The sequence below is a fragment of the Pseudomonas sp. DR48 genome (genome assembly GCF_019823085.1).
Classification (GTDB): Bacteria; Pseudomonadota; Gammaproteobacteria; order Pseudomonadales; family Pseudomonadaceae; genus Aquipseudomonas.
The window spans coordinates 702,902-721,323 of sequence record NZ_CP081946.1; the positions used below are offsets into that span (position 1 = coordinate 702,902).

At 60.4% G+C, this 18,422-nt stretch carries 16 protein-coding genes; 11 read left to right on the forward strand and 5 right to left on the reverse strand.

Translation table 11 applies throughout. The features are described from left to right. Positions 1 to 20: 20 nt before the first annotated feature. On the reverse strand, positions 21 to 362 hold the full coding sequence (locus tag K5K95_RS03180; protein ID WP_222588346.1) for a potassium channel family protein: 342 nt from the start codon (positions 360 to 362) through the stop codon (positions 21 to 23). A 417-nt stretch (positions 363 to 779) separates the two neighbouring features. Here K5K95_RS03180 and K5K95_RS03185 point away from each other — a divergent pair, with 417 nt between their 5' ends. The 7 genes from K5K95_RS03185 to K5K95_RS03215 all read left to right on the forward strand — a co-directional run bounded on the left by K5K95_RS03185 (position 780) and on the right by K5K95_RS03215 (position 9,118). Then, positions 780 to 1,256 (forward strand): formate dehydrogenase subunit gamma, encoded by a 477-nt coding sequence (locus K5K95_RS03185; RefSeq protein ID WP_222588347.1) that lies wholly within the window; start codon positions 780 to 782, stop codon positions 1,254 to 1,256. Further along, positions 1,253 to 2,800, forward strand: coding sequence for a formate dehydrogenase beta subunit (locus tag K5K95_RS03190; RefSeq protein WP_222588348.1), 1,548 nt, complete (start codon positions 1,253 to 1,255; stop codon positions 2,798 to 2,800). The genes K5K95_RS03185 and K5K95_RS03190 overlap by 4 nt, the downstream gene beginning before the upstream one ends. Continuing rightward, on the forward strand, positions 2,797 to 5,679 hold the full coding sequence (gene fdhF / locus K5K95_RS03195; RefSeq protein WP_222588349.1) for a formate dehydrogenase subunit alpha: 2,883 nt from the start codon (positions 2,797 to 2,799) through the stop codon (positions 5,677 to 5,679). The genes K5K95_RS03190 and fdhF overlap by 4 nt, the downstream gene beginning before the upstream one ends. Beyond that, on the forward strand, positions 5,676 to 5,897 hold the full coding sequence (locus K5K95_RS03200) for a formate dehydrogenase subunit delta (RefSeq protein WP_090180382.1): 222 nt from the start codon (positions 5,676 to 5,678) through the stop codon (positions 5,895 to 5,897). Before fdhF ends, K5K95_RS03200 begins: the two co-directional genes overlap by 4 nt. 299 nt (positions 5,898 to 6,196) lie before the next feature. Then, entirely contained in the window at positions 6,197 to 6,562 is a 366-nt protein-coding gene (locus tag K5K95_RS03205; RefSeq protein ID WP_222588350.1) for a hypothetical protein, read from the forward strand. Between the two features lie 130 nt (positions 6,563 to 6,692). Continuing rightward, positions 6,693 to 8,603 carry an alkaline phosphatase D family protein gene (locus K5K95_RS03210; RefSeq protein ID WP_222588351.1) on the forward strand — a complete coding sequence of 637 codons (1,911 nt, stop codon included), beginning with the start codon at positions 6,693 to 6,695 and terminating at the stop codon, positions 8,601 to 8,603. 14 nt (positions 8,604 to 8,617) lie between these two features. Continuing rightward, positions 8,618 to 9,118 carry an adenylate kinase gene (locus K5K95_RS03215; RefSeq protein WP_222588352.1) on the forward strand — a complete coding sequence of 167 codons (501 nt, stop codon included), beginning with the start codon at positions 8,618 to 8,620 and terminating at the stop codon, positions 9,116 to 9,118. A 559-nt stretch (positions 9,119 to 9,677) separates the two neighbouring features. On the opposite strand, the gene K5K95_RS03220 is transcribed toward K5K95_RS03215, so the two are convergent. After that, positions 9,678 to 10,853, reverse strand: a complete 1,176-nt coding sequence (locus K5K95_RS03220) for an acetylornithine transaminase (protein ID WP_222588353.1) — start codon at positions 10,851 to 10,853, stop codon at positions 9,678 to 9,680. A gap of 102 nt (positions 10,854 to 10,955) precedes the next feature. Here K5K95_RS03220 and K5K95_RS03225 point away from each other — a divergent pair, with 102 nt between their 5' ends. Together K5K95_RS03225 and K5K95_RS03230 are read left to right on the forward strand one after the other, a co-directional pair. Continuing rightward, complete coding sequence (locus K5K95_RS03225) at positions 10,956 to 11,858, forward strand: LysR family transcriptional regulator (RefSeq protein WP_222588354.1); 903 nt, start codon at positions 10,956 to 10,958, stop codon at positions 11,856 to 11,858. Between the two features lie 75 nt (positions 11,859 to 11,933). After that, entirely contained in the window at positions 11,934 to 12,947 is a 1,014-nt protein-coding gene (locus K5K95_RS03230; protein WP_222588355.1) for a sensor domain-containing diguanylate cyclase, read from the forward strand. Here K5K95_RS03230 and msrA read toward each other — a convergent pair. The 3 genes from msrA to msrB are packed head-to-tail and all read right to left on the reverse strand — an operon-like array spanning position 12,944 to position 16,011. After that, positions 12,944 to 13,654, reverse strand: a complete 711-nt coding sequence (msrA, locus tag K5K95_RS03235; RefSeq protein WP_222588356.1) for a peptide-methionine (S)-S-oxide reductase MsrA — start codon at positions 13,652 to 13,654, stop codon at positions 12,944 to 12,946. The two genes, K5K95_RS03230 and msrA, sit on opposite strands and share 4 nt — an antisense overlap. Positions 13,655 to 13,685: 31 nt before the next feature. Beyond that, positions 13,686 to 15,449 carry a cytochrome c biogenesis protein DipZ gene (locus tag K5K95_RS03240; protein WP_222588357.1) on the reverse strand — a complete coding sequence of 588 codons (1,764 nt, stop codon included), beginning with the start codon at positions 15,447 to 15,449 and terminating at the stop codon, positions 13,686 to 13,688. A gap of 43 nt (positions 15,450 to 15,492) precedes the next feature. Next, positions 15,493 to 16,011, reverse strand: a complete 519-nt coding sequence (gene msrB, locus K5K95_RS03245) for a peptide-methionine (R)-S-oxide reductase MsrB (protein ID WP_222588358.1) — start codon at positions 16,009 to 16,011, stop codon at positions 15,493 to 15,495. A 152-nt stretch (positions 16,012 to 16,163) separates the two neighbouring features. On the opposite strand from msrB, the gene K5K95_RS03250 reads away from it, so the two are divergent. Together K5K95_RS03250 and K5K95_RS03255 are read left to right on the forward strand one after the other, a co-directional pair. Then, positions 16,164 to 16,880 (forward strand): response regulator transcription factor, encoded by a 717-nt coding sequence (locus K5K95_RS03250; RefSeq protein ID WP_222588359.1) that lies wholly within the window; start codon positions 16,164 to 16,166, stop codon positions 16,878 to 16,880. Then, positions 16,877 to 18,394, forward strand: coding sequence for a sensor histidine kinase (locus tag K5K95_RS03255; protein ID WP_222588360.1), 1,518 nt, complete (start codon positions 16,877 to 16,879; stop codon positions 18,392 to 18,394). The genes K5K95_RS03250 and K5K95_RS03255 overlap by 4 nt, the downstream gene beginning before the upstream one ends. Positions 18,395 to 18,422: the final 28 nt, after the last annotated feature.

Genomic DNA, 18,422 nt, shown 5'->3' on the forward strand with positions numbered 1-18,422 from the left:
CTACTACGTCGCCGCGTCCCCTACTCCAAGTGTTCTGTCGCCCGCACCGCATTCTCAATCGCCCGAATGCAGATCGCCGCAAATATTGCCGTCATCAGCACTCCGTTAAACCCCAGCAAAATCGCCAGCACCCGCGAGACGGCCAGTTTCGGGACGAAGTCTCCATAACCGATGGTCAGGCCGGTCACGAACGCGAAGTAGATACCGTCAAAAGGGTCCCATCCTTCCAGATAGCTGATGATCAGACCGAACAGCACAATAAAGAACAGCAGGACGGAAAAAATCGGCCAGACCACGTGAAAGTAGAACCTGACTGCTTTGTAGAACTCTCGACGCACGTGTGCTGCATGAATGATGTTCATGTCATGGGCCCTTTGGGGGGTTAGCCTGACCGGCAATTGAATGCTCGGCGTTTCAACCTCCTTTCAGCTTGGCACAAGCGAGGTCAATGGGCCGCTCATCGTACTCACGGGGTATTTGAAAGATATTTGGTGAGCAAACGCTACGCTTTGCGCTCTTCTAGACTTAATGGAGAGTCGTAGGCAGAACTGAGCACGTCGCTTTGGTGCAGATGAATCAAAAGCGGCGTGGCAAGCTGCCTTAATGCCCTTTATGAGGTGCGGCGAAGACCGTGCCGGGCACAACAAGATGCCCGCTCAGGGTGCCCTGGCCAACGGCCTGAAAATGCCACGATTCCGTGACGTGGTGTGAATGCCGCAGCCGACACTTTCGGACGACCGACAACCGCCTGGTTTGTCCGTGACCGTGAGGAATGCTGTATGCCTGATGAGATGTTGCAATTGCCGATGGTCAACAGCGTGCTGGAGCGTCATAAACGCTCCCCGGGTGCACTGTTGCCCATTCTCCATGAGATTCAGGAGGGCATCGGTTACATCCCTGATGCCGCCATCCCCGAGATTGCCCACGCCCTCAATCAGAGTCAGGCGGAGATTCGTGGGGTGATCAGCTTTTACCATGACTTCCGCACTGCGCCGCCGGCTCGGCATATCTTGCGTCTGTGCCGCGCCGAGTCCTGCAAGAGCCGTGGTGCCGAGCAGCTTGCCGCGCAATTGCGTGAACGCCTGCAACTGGACGATCACGGCAGCAGCGCTGACGGCAGTATCAGCCTGCGTCCGGTGTATTGCCTCGGCGCCTGTGCCTGTTCGCCCGCTCTGGAGCTGGATGGTCAGGTGCATGCGCGGCTGAATCCCGAGCGTCTCGATGCCTTGCTCGACGCTTGCCGGGAGGACGCATGATGCCCTCTCTCTATTTACCGTGTGATTCGCTGGCCCGTGCGGTCGGCGCTGATGACGTGGCCTCGGCCCTCTCGAATCAGACTAATGTGGACCTGCAACGCACCAGTTCTCGCGGCTTGTACTGGCTGGAACCGCTGCTGGAAGTGGACACCCCGCAAGGCCGTATCGGCTTTGGTCCGCTGACTGCTGCCGATGTGCCGTCCGTGCTCGATGCGCTGCAAGGCGAGCCGTCCGCTCATCCACTGGCCTTGGGTCTTGTGGAAGAGTTGCCTTATCTCAAGTCTCAACAACGCCTGTTGTTCGCCCGCGCCGGCATTACCCAGCCGCTGTCGCTGGACGATTACCGGGCTCATGGCGGTTTCGAGGGTTTGAAAAGAGCCGTCACCATTGGCGGCGAGCAGGCCGCGACGGAAGTGTTCGACTCCGGCCTGCGTGGCCGTGGCGGCGCGGCGTTCCCGGCCGGGATCAAATGGCGCACCGTACGCGCCACCCAGGCGGCGCAGAAATACATCGTGTGCAACGCTGACGAAGGCGACTCGGGCACTTTCGCCGACCGCATGTTGATGGAAGGCGACCCCTTCCTGCTCATCGAAGGCATGGCCATTGCTGGCATTACCGTCGGCGCCACCTATGGCTACATCTATGTGCGCTCGGAATATCCACAGGCTGTGGCCACCTTGCGTGCGGCGTTGGAGATTGCCCGGACCAACGGTTACCTCGGCGCCAATGTCGGCGGCAGCGGCCTGGCTTTTGATATGGAAGTGCGCGTCGGCGCCGGTGCTTACATCTGCGGTGAAGAAACCGCGCTGCTCGACTCGCTCGAAGGCAAGCGCGGGATCGTACGCGCCAAGCCGCCGATCCCTGCGTTGCAAGGGCTGTTCGGCCTGCCGACGCTGGTGCATAACGTGCTGACGCTGGCCTCGGTGCCGCTGATTTTGGCCAAGGGTGCGCAGTTCTATCGCGATTACGGCATGGGCCGTTCCCTGGGCACCATGCCCTTCCAGTTGGCGGGCAATATTCGTCACGGCGGATTGGTGGAACGGGCGTTTGGCCTGACCTTGCGCGAACTGGTGGAAGACTACGGCGGTGGCACCGCCAGTGGCCGGCCACTGAAGGCCGCGCAGGTCGGCGGCCCGCTCGGCACCTGGGTGCCGCCGTCGCAATTCGACACGCCGCTGGATTACGAAGCGTTCACCGCCATCGGCGCGATGCTCGGTCACGGTGGTGTAGTGGTGGCGGATGACACGGTGGACATGGCCCAAATGGCGCGTTTCGCCATGCAGTTCTGCGCCGAGGAATCCTGTGGCAAATGCACGCCGTGCCGCATCGGCTCGACCCGGGGCGTGGAGGTGATCGACCGCCTGCTCGCCGCGCCAGACCAGAGCGGTCGCGAAGAACAGGTGATCATCCTCAAGGACCTGTGCGACACGATGCAATACGGTTCGCTGTGTGCGTTGGGCGGCATGGCCCCGTTTCCGGTGGCCAGCGCCCTCAAGTACTTCCCCGCCGACTTCGGTCTGCAACCCTCGGAGGCCGACCAATGATTACTCTCTTCGACCCGAAAACCGATATCGACCTGGGTACACCCGCCCGCGACAGCGACGTGCAAGTCACCCTGAACATCGACGGTCGCAGCATCAGCGTGCCTGAAGGCACTTCGGTGATGCGCGCCGCCGCGTTGCTGGGCACCACGATTCCGAAACTGTGTGCCACCGACAGCCTGGAAGCCTTCGGCTCCTGCCGCATGTGTCTGGTGGAGATCGACGGCATGCGCGGCTATCCCGCGTCCTGTACCACGCCGGTCACCGAAGGCATGACCGTGCACACCCAGACGCCAAAGCTGGCGACCCTGCGCCGCAACGTCATGGAGTTGTACATTTCCGATCACCCGCTGGACTGCTTGACCTGTTCGGCCAATGGCAACTGCGAGCTGCAAACCGTGGCCGGTCAGGTCGGCCTGCGGGAAGTGCGTTACGGCTATGAAGGCGACAACCACCTGGCCGACGTGAAGGACACTTCCAACCCTTACTTCGACTACGACCCGAGCAAGTGCATCGTCTGCAACCGCTGCGTGCGCGCCTGCGAAGAAACCCAGGGCACGTTTGCCCTGACGATTACCGGGCGCGGTTTTGAATCCCGGGTGGCGGCGGCCGGTGGCGATAATTTCCTCGACTCGGAATGCGTGTCCTGCGGTGCCTGTGTGCAAGCCTGCCCGACCGCGACGCTGATGGAAAAAAGCGTGGTCGAACTGGGCCAGCCCGAGCGCAGCGTGATCACCACATGTGCCTATTGCGGCGTGGGCTGCTCGTTCCGCGCCGAGATGAAAGGCGATCAACTGGTGCGCATGGTTCCGGACAAGAACGGCCACGCCAACCACGGCCACTCGTGCGTCAAAGGGCGCTTTGCCTGGGGCTACGCCACTCACCCGGATCGCATCACCAAGCCGATGATCCGCAAACACATCAACGACCCTTGGCAGGAAGTCAGCTGGGATGAAGCGGTGACCTACGCCGCCAGCGAATTCCGCCGGGTGCAGCAAAAATACGGTCGCGATTCCATTGGTGGCATCACCTCCAGCCGCTGCACCAACGAAGAAACCTATCTGGTGCAAAAACTGGTGCGCGCCGCGTTCGGCAACAACAACGTCGACACCTGCGCGCGGGTTTGCCATTCGCCGACCGGTTATGGTTTGAAACAAACCTTGGGCGAGTCCGCCGGCACCCAGAGTTTCGACTCGGTGATGCAGGCCGACGTGATCCTGGTGATGGGCGCCAACCCCAGCGATGCCCACCCGGTGTTCGCCTCGCAGCTCAAGCGCCGTCTGCGTGAAGGCGCGCGGCTGATCGTCATCGACCCTCGGCGCATTGATCTGGTGGACTCGGTGCATGCCCGCGCCGAACTGCACCTGGCTCTGCGTCCGGGCACCAACGTTGCCATGCTCAACGCCCTGGCCCACGTCATCGTCACCGAAGGCTTGCTCAACCAGGCCTTTATCGACGCCCGTTGCGAGGACATTGATTTCGACCACTGGCGCGAATTCGTCAGCCGCGCAGAGAACTCGCCGGAAGCCCTGGGTCCTGTCTGCGGTGTAGAGCCTGCCGACATCCGCGCCGCTGCGCGCCTGTACGCAACCGGCGGCAACGCAGCGATTTATTACGGCCTGGGCGTCACCGAACACAGCCAGGGCAGCACCGCCGTCATGGGCATTGCCAACCTGGCCATGGCCACCGGCAACATCGGCCGCGAAGGCGTAGGCGTGAACCCGCTGCGTGGACAGAACAACGTTCAGGGCTCCTGCGACATGGGCTCCTTCCCGCACGAGTTGCCTGGCTACCGGCACATCTCCAACGAGGTGGTTCGGGCGCAATTCGAACAGGCGTGGAACGTCTCTTTGCAACCGGACCCGGGCCTGCGCATTCCCAATATGTTCGAGTCTGCCTTGGCCGGCAGCTTCAAGGGCCTGTACTGCCAGGGCGAAGACATCGCGCAGAGCGATCCGAATACCCAACACGTCACCGCAGCCCTGTCGGCCATGGAATGCATCGTGGTGCAGGACATTTTCCTCAACGAAACCGCCAAGTTCGCCCACGTGTTCCTGCCGGGCGCCTCGTTCCTGGAAAAAGACGGCACCTTCACCAACGCCGAGCGACGCATTTCGCGGGTGCGCAAGGTCATGGAACCGCTCGGAGGCCTGGCCGATTGGGAAGGCACGGTGGCCCTGGCCAACGCCTTGGGCTATCCAATGAACTACAAACATCCGTCAGAAATCATGGATGAAATTGCCAGCCTGACGCCGACCTTCACCAACGTCAGCTACGCCGAACTGGACCGCCACGGCAGCCTGCAATGGCCGTGCAACGCCGAGGCACCGGACGGCACGCCGACCATGCACATCGAGGAGTTCGTGCGCGGCAAAGGGCGCTTCATGCTGACCGGCTACGTGCCCACCGAAGAAAAGGTCAACAGTCGCTATCCGCTGCTGCTGACCACCGGGCGCATCCTCAGCCAGTACAACGTCGGCGCACAGACACGGCGTACTGAAAACGTTGCCTGGCACGACGAAGACCGCCTGGAAATCCATCCGACCGACGCCGAGAGCCGTGGCATCAACGAAGGTGACTGGGTCGGCATCGGCAGTCGCGCCGGCCAGACCGTACTGCGGGCGCGGGTCACCGAACGGGTCGCACCGGGCGTGGTGTACACCACGTTCCACTTCCCGGAATCGGGGGCCAACGTCATCACCACCGACAACTCCGACTGGGCGACCAACTGTCCGGAGTACAAGGTCACCGCCGTGGAAGTCAGCCGCGTCTACCATCCTTCCGAGTGGCAAAAACGCTACCAGGCCTTCAGTGATGAACAGGACCGTTTGCTCAAGGAACGCCGGCATGCCCGCGGCGCTAAAGCGGAGGTGCGCCGATGAGCACGGAGAACCTAATCAAGATGGTCAACCAGATCGCCCAGTACTTCGCCATCGAACCGGACCATCAAAAAGCCGTGCTCGGTGTGCGTAATCATCTGCAGATGTACTGGACGCCCGGCATGCGTAAGGAATTGCTGGCCTGGCAGACCGAGCATCATGGGGCCGACTTGCTCCCGCTGGCGCAAGAAGCGGTCAGCGGGGCGGGTTGGGAGGCTTAGGTTCACGCGATCCTGAGACTGGCTAAAAAACCTGTGGGAGCGAGCTTGCTCGCGATGGCGTCAAAACATTCAGCATGATTGCTGACTGAACTGATGCCATCGCGAGCAAGCCCGCTCCCACATTGGGTTGTGTTCAGTGTCTGGGATTTGTGATGCCCACCCCAGGCAATCATCTTGCGCCTTTCGTTGCCTGTTGAATCGCCCCTCTCACTTCAACACCCTGCCACTGATTTGCTATCGTGCACGCCATCGCCTCACCTCAAAGAACAATGGACAACATTGTTAACAAGGAAGAATGAATGGTACTCATGGCAATCTTGGTGTTCTTCGCTGCGTCAGCGGGAAGTTGGTTCTGGATAGTGAGGAACCGCGGCAGCTTCAATCTGTTGTTCGCCAACCTGACCGGTGCATTAGCCAGTTTGATGATCGGTATTGTCGTGCTGATATTCCTCGCCCCCGATGAAACCAGAACACGGGAACCAGCCTACTTTCTATACTCGTTCATGGCGATCATTGGCGCCTTCGTCGGGACATGGCGCTTCGTCAGTGGCCGATTCAAGCCAGAGGAGTATCCGGTCGCACGTCATGTGATTGCCGGATTTAGCAGTCTGGTGGCGGCGTCCATCACATTAGTGTTGTGGGCATTGATCTTTCCGGCCAAATGATCACCCTCCACCCCCATCACCCCTCGACGCGGCGTTACAGATTCAGCTGCGAGCCAGTGGCCATCAGATAATCCTGGACGCTGGCTGCGCTATCATCGCGCGCTCTGTGCGCCAAGAGTTGTGAACCTGCATGCCCATGTCTTCGCCTGATCACCCTCTGCCTCCGGTCCTCGCCGGCCCGCTGTTGCGGCGTCTGGAGCCCACGCGCCTGGTGCTTTGGCTGGTGGGAACCCGGGCCTTGTCGCTGACATTGCGTCTGCAAGGCGTCGGCGACATTCACTTCAACGCGGGGCAATGCACGATCATCCCGGTGGGCACTCACGCGTTTATCCACCTGATCGATGTGCCCCTGACGACCGCCCTGCCCTGCGACACGCTGATCGAATACGACCTGCTGATTGATGGCGCCGACGAAGGCATCGCCCATTGGGCGCCTCATCTGTTGTACGGCGAATCGCGCTGCCCGAACTTTGTTTTGCGCTCGCGGATCGATCAATTGCTGCATGGCTCTTGCCGCAAACCTCACCACCCGGCGGCGGACGGTTTGCTTTGCGTTGATCAGCTGTTGGCGACCGAACATGACGCATCGCAGCGCCCGGCGCTGTTAATGATGAGCGGCGATCAGATTTACGCTGACGATGTGGCGGGACCGATGCTGCGGGCGATTCATGCCTTGATCGAGCGCCTGGGATTGTTCGAAGAACACCTCGAAGGCGCCGTGGTCAGTGACAGCGCCAGGCTCTACGAGCATCCCGCCAGCTACTACCATCGCGCGGATTTGTTACCGGCGCTGGAGAGCAACGAAACCCTGCGCGAGCGATTTTTCGGTGGCGCGCGCAAACCGATTTTCACCAGCAGTAGCGCCGACAACCATTTGGTGACGTTCGCCGAAGTCATGGCCATGTATTTGCTGGTCTGGTCGCCGACACCCTGGACGCTGATCGCGCCACAACCACCGGTGCTGACGCCGGCAAGGCGCGAGCGTTATGCCCTCGAGCAAACACGCATTGATCACTTCAAGGCTGGCCTGGGCGCGGTCGCGCGGGCGATGGCGCACCTGCCGTGCCTGATGATTTTCGACGACCATGACATCACCGACGACTGGAATCTTTCCGCGCAATGGGAGGAAACGGCCTACGGTCATCCGTTCTCCAAACGCATCATCGGTAACGCGCTGATCGCTTACATGCTGTGCCAGGGTTGGGGGAATAATCCGGATGCGTTCGACGATGTCCTGGAAAAAACCCGTTTGTTGAGCGCCACCGGGGATGACCGTTATCTCGACAGTCCGGCGCAGGATGCTTTGATCGATGAGTTGCTGAGCTTTCAGCACTGGCATTACGTGCTGCCCACCACCCCGGCGCTGGTGGTTATCGACACCCGCACCCGACGCTGGCGCAGCGAGATGAACCTCAAGCAACCCTCAGGCTTGCTGGACTGGGAAGCGCTCAGCGAACTGCAACAGGAACTGCTCGATCACTCGTCGGCGATCATCGTTTCGCCGGCACCGATCTTCGGCGTCAAGCTGATTGAAACCGTACAGAAAGTGTTTAGCTGGTGCGGTTATCCACTGCTCGTCGACGCTGAAAACTGGATGGCCCATCGCGGCGCGGCCCAGGTGATCCTGAACATTTTCCGCCACTCGCGTACACCCGGTAACTACGTGGTGCTGTCGGGTGATGTGCATTATTCCTTCGTCTACGAAGTGCTGATCCGACACCGCAAGGCCGGCCCTCACATCTGGCAGATCACCAGCAGCGGCATCAAGAATGAATTCCCACCCGCCCTGCTCGAATGGTTCGACCGCCTCAATCGCTGGCTCTACTCGCCGCGCTCGCCGCTGAACTGGTTCACCAAACGCCGCCGCATGCGCATCATTCCGCACGTCCCCGAGCATGCCAACGCGGGCGAACGGCTGTGGAATTCGGCAGGGATCGGCCAAGTGTTCTTCAATGAGAAAGGACAACCGCAGGCTATTTATCAGCACAACTCCAACGGCGCGCCAAAGACGCGGATGGTTGCGCCCGACAACGACGACTAAGCGTGTGAGCCGCCATGAACCTCTCCCGAACCTTGATCATCGGCAACTCTGGCTCAGGCAAAAGTTGGCTGGCTAAACGATTGGCCGAACAACTTCAGGCGCCGTGGGTTGATCTCGATCAGATCCACTGGGTGTCTGACGAATGCAGCATCGCCCGCCCCCGCGCCGACGCACTCGCCATGGCACGGATCGCGGCGGATGAACCACGCTGGGTGATCGAAGGTGTGTACGGCTGGATCGTCAGCGAACTTATCCACCGTGCAACAGCGCTTGTCTGGCTGTGCGTCGACGACGCCACCTGCGTCGCCAATATCCGCCAGCGAGAAAACCGGCAGGACGATGACGCGTTGCTGATCGCTCTGCTGGAATGGGCTGGCAGTTATCGGTTGCGCGAAGACTCTTGCGGATTTAACGCGCACCGACAATTGTTTGAAGGGTTCAGTGGTTCGAAAATCAAGCTGGTGGATTGGGCAGATGTGAGCGCATTCGCCAATTCCCTGTTGCAACCCGAGTAATTTCATATCGAATATTGATCATTCCCACGCTCCGCGTGGGGATGCAGCCCGGGACGCTCCGCGTCCCAACAGCGGACGCAGAGCGTCCATTGAGGCATTCCCACGCAGAGCGTGGGAACGATCTACATAACAGATGTGGTGCTTGTTGATGGCAGGTAAGTAGGAATGGGATTACGCACGTCTCGGAAACGTCTTTGGGATGGTCGATGGATACTGCAGGTCAACTCACGCCGGAGAATACGATGCAGTTCCCCAAACATTCGCACTGTAGCGAGCGCAACGAAAAAAAAACGGTCACCCATTTCAAAACACGCGATGACACCGCCTATCTTCTGAAGTCCAGCAACAATGCAGATCGTTTGCTCAGATCGATTGAACACTGCAATCAAAGAAAACTACTGCGGAACAACTTATTTCTTTGATGCAGCTTGTTTGATCGTTCCCACGCTCTGCGTGGGAATGCAGCTCGGGACGCTCCGCGTCCCAAAGCGGACGCAGAGCGTCCATTGAGGCATTCCCACGCAGACGGTTCGACGCCTCGACGTGGGAACGATCTCCACTAGGCGGCGCTCACCGCCCGACAAACCCCTCTGACAATCATCTCCACCTCCCGCTCATCAATCGTCAACGGTGGCAGCAGACGTATGGTCTTGCCCCGTGTCACGTTGATCAGCAAACCGTGGTCCCGGGCGGCGATCAGGGTCAGGTCGCGGATAGGCTGTTTCAGTTCGATGCCGATCATCAAGCCCTGGCCACGAATCGCCAGGACGTTGGGGTCATCTGACAGCTCGGCACGCAGCCTGGCCAGCAGGCGATCACCCTGGAGCCTGGCGTTTTCCAACAGCTTTTGTTCTTCGATGATTTCCAGCACGGTGCAACCGACCCGGCACGCCAGCGGATTGCCGCCGAAGGTGCTGCCGTGGCTGCCGGGGGTGAACAACTCGGCGGCTTTGCCCCGGGCCAGGCAGGCGCCGATGGGGATGCCGTTGCCGAGGCCTTTGGCCAGGGTCATGACGTCCGGGACGATGCCTTCGTGCTGAAACGCGAACCACTGGCCGGTACGACCGATGCCGGTCTGGATTTCGTCGAGCATCATCAGCCACCCACGCCGGTTACACAGTTCACGAACGGCTTTGAGGTAACCAGGAGGCGCCACCTGAACGCCGCTTTCACCCTGAATCGGCTCCATCAGGATGGCCACGATGCGGTGGCCATGGGCTTGCTGCACTTTTTCCAGCGCCGGTAGATCGCCAAACGGCACTTTGACGAAGTCGCCCGGCAGCTTATTGAAGCCCAGGCGCACGGCCGGGCCATCGCTTGCGGACAAGGTGCCCAGGGTGCGGCCATGAAAAGCGTTTTCCATGACCACCACCAGCGGCTGTTCGATGCCTTTGTGCCAGCCGTAAAGCCGCGCGAGTTTCAGCGCGGTTTCATTGGCTTCGGCTCCGGAATTGTTGAAGAACACCCGGTCCATGCCCGCCAACATCGTTAATCTCTGCGCCAGTCGCCGTTGCCATTCGATGCTGTAGAGATTGGAAGTGTGCAACAACAACCCGGCTTGCTCGTTGATCGCCGAGACGATTTTGGGATGAGAGTGGCCGACATTGGTCACCGCCACACCAGCCACCGCATCCAGATACTCACGACCGTCCTGATCCCAAAGTCGGGTGCCCAGGCCTTTGTTGAAACTCAGGGCCAGAGGTTGGTAAGTGGTCATCAGGCAAGCGGCGGTCATGACATCAAGCTCCATCAATTGTCGGTGTTTTTGCAGTATGGTTAGCCACCTGAGCTGGATAAACGCTGCAACACTTCAATCATCTTAAAGCTGGGCTTGATAATGGATCTGTTCCAGGCAATGACGGTTTACGTAAGAGTGGTGGAAACCGGCAGCATGACGGCGGCGGCCCAGCAGGGCGATATGTCCACGACCATGGTCGGCAATCACCTTCGAGCCCTTGAGCAACGCCTTGGCGTGCGCTTGCTTCACCGGACAACACGGCGCCAGCGCCTGACCGAATTCGGCACCGCGTACTACCAGCGTTGCCTTGAGGTGCTGGGATTGGTGGCAGATTCCGAGCGACTGGCGGAACAGAGCCAGGACACACCGACCGGCACCTTGCGCATCACGGCGCCCCTGACCTTCGGCACAGAAAGACTCGCGCCCGCGCTCAGCGAATTCACCCTGCAGTACCCGCAAGTCAAACTGGATGTGGTGCTCACCAACGGGCGCCCTGACCTGCTCGAAAACGGTCTGGACGTGGCGTTTCGCCTGGGGGCTCTCGAACCCACCAACCTGATCGCCCGCCCACTGATCGACTACACCCTGACCATGTGCGCCTCGAAAGAGTACCTGGCACGTCGCGGCACACCGACAAAACCCGAAGATCTGCAACATCACGACTGCCTGTCCTTTGCGTATCCGGTCGGCGACGACTGGCATTCCGTGGGTAAACAATGGCGTATGAGCGGGCCTGAAGGCGAAGTCATGGTGACGGTCAGCGGGCCGATGGTGATCAACAGTTCGGCGGGCCTACACCAAGCCGCCCGCACGGGCATGGGTGTCGTGATGTTGCCCGATGCCCTGGTCGAGCAGGATTTGCGCGACGGCAAACTGGTGGCCTTGATGCCGGACTTCCAGCTGAGTCGGCCAATGAGCCTGTTGTATGCCCAGGATCGCTACCGGTTGCCGAAACTACGTCGCTTCGTCGACTTTGCCATGCAGAAGTGGGGCAAACACTAGCCGCAACAATAGGCCATGCCTTACTCTCCGCGACTGACGGGTCACTTTGATATCAGTGCGGCAGGGAGAGCGGTGATGGGTGAGGCATCAAATATCGAGCCGTTGAAATTCAATATGTCGGATTTGAACGAAGACATGTTGCACACCATTCTGGAACTGGTCAGTGACGGTATTTGGGACTGGAACGCCAACACCGGTTTCGTCTACCGCAATCCAGCGTGGTACGAGATGCTTGGCTATGCCGCGCACTCCCTGGACAACACCGTGTTTACCTGGGAAAACGTCATCCACCCCGACGATTTCCCGCGGGTGATGGCCGTGTTCGATGATTACTTGAATCAACGGACGCCGGGGTATCAAGCCGAGTATCGCTGTCGCAGACAGGACGGCAGTTACACCTGGATCGAAGATCGCGGTTACATACTGGCCCGCAATCTCGACGGATCGGTCGCGCGAATGGTCGGCGCTCACCGCAGCATCGACGACAAGAAACGCCTCCTCGAAGAGATGGAGAGGCGCAATCAATCCCTTGAAGCCATCGTCGAAGAGCGCACCCGGGAGTTGTCCCGGGTCAATCAGCAGTTACAGATTCAACTGGAAGAAAACCGCAAACTGGCGGAAACCGATGCACTGACATCGATCGCCAATCGCTATCTTCTAGAGAAAACCCTGCCCCAGGAATGCGAGCGAGCCCAACGTTTTCGGCAACCGTTATCGCTGATCGCCATGGACATCGATGACTTCAAGAACATCAACGATTACTACGGTCATGCGCTGGGAGATGCCGCGTTGGTGCAGGTCGTCGAAAGCGTGAAGCGCTACGTGCGCGAAGGCGCTCTATTGGCGCGCTGGGGCGGCGACGAGTTCATCATGATCCTGCCCAACACTTCGCTGGCCGACGCCCGATCCTTGGCCGAGACCATCCGCCATGGGCTGGAGAGCCTGCCGCCTGTGGGCGAATTTCACGTGACCATGAGTTTTGGTGTGGTCCAGCGCTTCGAAGAAGAGCAACAGACCGGCCTTCTGGCGAGGGCCGATCAGGCGCTGTATCGGTCGAAAGTCGCTGGCAAGAATGTGATTTCCGGCTAACTGCTGCTCCCCGCCTTCACCAGTACCGGTTTCTCCTGATACCGCTCTGGATACAGTTGTTTCAATTGGGCCACCTTCGGCAGATCGTTGATCACGATATACGGATACGTCGGGTGCTCGGTCAGAAAGTCCTGATGTTCCTCCTCGGCCGGGTAGAAACCGTTGTAGGTTTCAAGCGTGGTCACAATAGGCTTGTTGAATAAATGAGCGGTGTTCAGTTGAGCGATGTAGGCCTTGGCCACGCGCTGCTGTTCGGTGTTCTCGGGGAAGATCGCCGACCGATACTGGGTGCCGCTGTCGGGCCCCTGACGGTTCAATTCGGTGGGGTTATGCGCCACCGAGAAATAGATCTGCAGCAAGGTGCCGTAACTGACCTGCGCCGGATCGAACGTGACCTCGACCGATTCCGCATGACCGGTATCGCCATCACTGACACGCTCATAGCGGGCGGTGTTCGCTGCACCGCCGGCATAACCCGACACGGCTTTTTTTACACCTTTGACGTGCTGGAACACGCCTTGTACGCCCCAAAAGCAGCCGCCGGCGAAGACCGCCGTTTCGCTGTGGGCCTGGGTGGTTTCGTCGAGGGCTGGCGGCGGAATGACGACCGCCTCTTCGCCACCGAAAGAGAACGCCGCACAGTGGCCGATGACACCCGCCGCAGCCAGACCCAACAAGGTACGGCGCCAGGTAAACGGGGTTTTCATGAGTCTGACTCCTGAGTAAATGAAAAGGCTATCAACCGAACGTAAACGCATACGCCGACACGCCCGGATCAAGAAACTCGATGCTGAAGGTGTGATCGGTCACAGCGCTGTTCTGGCGCACCAATTGATACAAACGCTGTTCGGTGACGAGACCGCGACCATCGGGTGCCACGTCAGTGCCGTGGGCATCGCCGGGCGCTTGTCCGTCAATCAGCACTTTGAAGCGCACCGGTTTTCCGTCCGCATTGGGGCCCAGGACCAGATGCAGATCCCGCGCGTGAAAGCGGTAGACGATTCGACTGGCCGGCGCGCTTGAGGTGGCACGTTCCGAGCCGACTTTCCATCGACCGCCGAGGCTCCAGTCGTTGAGAGCCAGTTGGGAGGGCGGGCTGTACGTCGCGACAGTGTCCGGCGCCAGACTGGCCTCAGGCACGAAATGCTCCGCGCGCTGGTAGCCGACATAGGTTTCCGGCGATTGCACTTCGTTCATGTCCGGTGCGAGTTGAACACCCGTGGCGTCGGCATTGATCAACCCGCTGTCGACTTTTGCGGCGCCCGCTTCACGCAGCAACTGCTGGATAACCCGTTCCGATTCGGCGTACTCGCCTTCACCGAAGTGGTGATAGCGAATGCGCCCTTGAGCGTCGGCAAAATAATGGGCCGGCCAATACTCGTTATTGAAAGCTCGCCAGATCCGATAGTCGTTATCGACTGCAACCGGGTAGTTGATCCCCAGGTCCTTCATGGCTTTGGTGACATTGCCCACATCACGCTCGAAGGCGAACTCGGGGGCATGGACACCGATGACCACCAGCCCCTGATCACGGTATTTTTCGGCCCAGGCTTTCACATACGGCAAGGTGCGCAGACAGTTGATGCAGGAGTAAGTCCAGAAATCCACCAACACGACTTTGCCCTTCAACGCCTGTGCGGTCAGAGGCGGCGAATTGAGCCATTGGACAGCACCGTCAAGCGGCGGGAGGTTGCCTTCGACTGGCAATGCATCCGGCGCTTTCGCCGACACTTTCATCGCCCCGCCAGCGGCCATCATTACCCCGCCGTTACTCGGTGACTGCCCCGCCAACCGGCCAACCAGCGCTTGCTCGATGCCGCCAGTGGAAGCGGTCGAGAACCGCGCCAGAATCCCGGTATCCAGCCCCAGGGCAATCGCCGCCACACCGGCCAGCATTGCCGCGCCCAGTCCGCGACGCAGCCACTCGCCAGCACCAATCGAACGCTTCATCGCGGCGAAGACTTTACCGCCCAGCAATAGCGCCACGGCGAGGGAGGTAGCGGCACCGGCGGCGTAGGCCAGCAACAACAAGGTGGTTGCGATGCTTGCCCCTTGCAGCGCGGCCCCGGTCAGCAGCAGGCCCAGAATCGGCCCGGCGCAGGGAGCCCAGAGCAGGCCCGTAGCGACGCCGATCAGGAACGAAGCGCCGGGACGTGGTTTGGGGTCGGTGCCCGCCGCTTCCGACAGGCGACTGCCGGCGGCCACCAGTGGCCGGGTCAGACGCTCGGCCAGCCGCGGCAGCAACAGCGTCAGACCGAACAGTGCCACGAACAGCAACGCGAGCCAGCGACCGTACTGATTGACTTGCACCACCCAGCCGCCGCCCACCGCCGCCAACGAGGCGACGAGCGCGAAGGTCAGTGCCATGCCCGCCAACAGCGGCAAACCACTTTTCATAAATGGCTGCCCGGTGCGTGCGAAGACAAAGGGCAGTACCGGCAGGATGCACGGACTGACAATCGTCAGTACACCACCGAGATAAGCGAGAACCAGAAGCCACATAGCATCGACCTGCATGAAGTGAGTGGAGGGACGGGCCCACGGATCAAACCGCCTGGGGCACGAAGGTCAGCGCCAACCCGTTCATGCAGTAGCGCAGGCCGGTGGGTTTTGGCCCGTCATCGAAGACATGGCCCAAATGACCACCGCACCGTCTGCAATGCACTTCTTCACGCACGACGCCGAGGGACCGGTCCTGACGGGTGGCCACCGCGTTGTCCAGCGGCGTCCAGAAACTCGGCCAACCGGTGCCGCTGTCGAATTTGGTTTTGGAGGAAAACAGCGGCAGATTACAACCGGCACAGACGAACATACCCTCGCGGTGCTCATTGTTCAGCGGGCTGCTGTAGGCCCGCTCCGTGCCCTCTTCTCGCAGGATTTTGTATTGCTCGGGGCTGAGCATGGCGCGCCATTCGCTGTCGCTGTGAGTCACCTCGAAAACCTCCGCTGCACTGGCATCGCTGACCAGCGCCGTGCTGGCGGCAAATTTTGGCAATACACCGATCACCAACGCTGCAGCCCCCAGCCCGCCGCTCGCTACAAGAAACTGTCGCCGTGAAAACATGGCCTTCTCCAAAATTCCAGGTGCCTGACATGGAACACAGCCTAGGCTTGGGTTGATCGCCAAATCCTCACGGGGAGTTAAACAATTCGTGATAACTCGACCCGAGGAAAACCCGCACAATGTGCCCATTGCGCTACAAAGGATTGAGCTTTATGGAACAGACCAAACGTGTCCTGGTGGTCGAAGACGACCTGCACATCGCCGACCTTATCTGCCTTCATCTACGCGATGAGCAGTTCGAGGTGGTGCACTGCGCCGACGGTAACGAGGGCATGCAACTGCTGCAGCAAGGAAGCTGGGACGCCCTGATCCTCGACCTGATGTTGCCCGGCGTCGACGGCCTGGAAATCTGCCGTCGAGCGCGGGCAATGGCTCGCTACACACCGATCATCATCACCAGCGCACGCTCCAGCGAAGTGCACCGCATTTTGGGGCTGGAGCTCGGTGCCGACGATTACCTGGCCAAGCCTTTTTCCATGCTGGAACTGGTCGCCCGGGTCAAAGCCTTGCTGCGACGCGTCGACGCGATGGCGCGCAATCTGAAAATGGATGCCGGCAGCCTGCTCGCCGACGGTCTTTCCATCGACCCGATCACCCGCGACGTCACGCTCGACGGTCGGCGCCTGGACCTCACGCCACGGGAATTCGACCTGCTGTATTTCTTCGTCCGCCAGCCCGGCAAAGTGTTCTCGCGCATGGACCTGCTCAACGCGGTCTGGGGCTACAGCCACGAAGGCTACGAGCACACGGTCAACACCCACATCAACCGCCTGCGGGCCAAGATCGAGGCCGATCCGGCGCAACCCGCGCGTATCCTCACGGTGTGGGGTCGCGGTTATAAATTCGCGGCCAGGGAGGAGCAGCCATGAGGCTGACCCTGACACAACGCCTGTCCCTGGTATTCGCCGTTCTGTTGCTGGTGTGCTGCGGCACATCGGCCTGGATGCAAGTGCGCTCCAACCAGATGCATGAACTGGAAGTGGTGCAAGGATTGTCCCGGGACCTGGCGCAGCACATCGCCCGCGACACGGTGCTGATGGACAGCAATGGCCTGATGCCCGATGCCGTGCGCGAATTGTTCAGCAAGCTCATGCTGGTCAACCCCAGTGTCGAGGTGTACCTGCTGGACACCGAAGGCCGCATTGTCGGCAGTGCCGCGCCGGAGGGCCGGATACATCGCGAGCGCATTGATCTGACGCCGATCCAGCGTTTGCTCAAGGGCGACGCGCTACCGATTCTCGGTGACGACCCGCGCAGCACCGAGGGCCGCAAGGTGTTCAGCGCCGCGCCGCTGCAGGTCAACGGTAAACCCGCGGGTTACCTGTATGTGGTGTTGCTCAGCGAAGAACACGACCGCTTTGCCGAGCGAGGCGCCACCAGCGCTGCGCTCAATACAGCCCTGTTGTCCATTGGTCTGGTGGCGTTGTTGTGCCTGATCGCCGGTCTCACGGCATTTGCCCTGATCACCCGGCCGCTGCGGCGCTTGACCGAACGAGTCAGCCAGTTCGACATCGACGCCGTCCCCACGACACCGCCCGCCCCGGAACCGGTTGAAAAAGCAGCCAGCCACGATGAAATCGCCGTGCTCGACGCCGCCTTCCGCCAGATGCAAACCCGCCTCAGCGAACAATGGCGTTCGTTGACCCGCCAGGATCAGGAGCGCCGCGAACTGGTGGCCAACATCTCCCACGACTTGCGCACACCGCTGGCTTCGCTGCACGGTTATCTGGAAACGCTGTCGCTCAAGGACACCACGCTGTCCCCCGCTGACCGCCGGCGCTACCTGGGCATCGCACTGGATCAAAGCCGCAAGGTCGGCGGCCTGGCGCAATCACTGCTGGAACTGGTGCGGCTGGAGCACGGTTTTGTACAACCGGTGCTCGAACGTTTCTCCCTGACCGATCTGGTGCAGGACATCTTCCAGAAATTCGAACTCACCGCCGAGGCACGCCAGATCGAACTCAAGGCGAGCTTCGCACCGAACATTTCGACGGCTTGCGCCGATCTGGGGCTGATCGAGCGGGTGCTGACCAATCTGTTCGACAATGCCCTGCGCGATACACCACAAGGCGGCGAAATCGAGTTGAGCCTGCGTCCTCACGGGTCGTTCATTGAGGTCACCGTCAGCGACACCGGACCGGGCATAGCCCCACAATTGCGCGAAGGCTTGTTCCTGCGTCCATTCAACATTGGCGGTGCCCGACGCGATGGCGGATTGGGATTGCGCATCGTGCATCGGATCCTGCAGCTACACGGTATCGAGATCCAGTTGGTCGATGTGCCAGGGCGCGGCGCGACTTTCCGTTTCTCCTTGCCGGTGGATGAGCAAACCGCTGAACAATGGGCCGTTCGCTCGATGAACCTGAACTCGATGGGGAAATAGCCTCGTTTCAGCGGTCACAGCTTTGAAC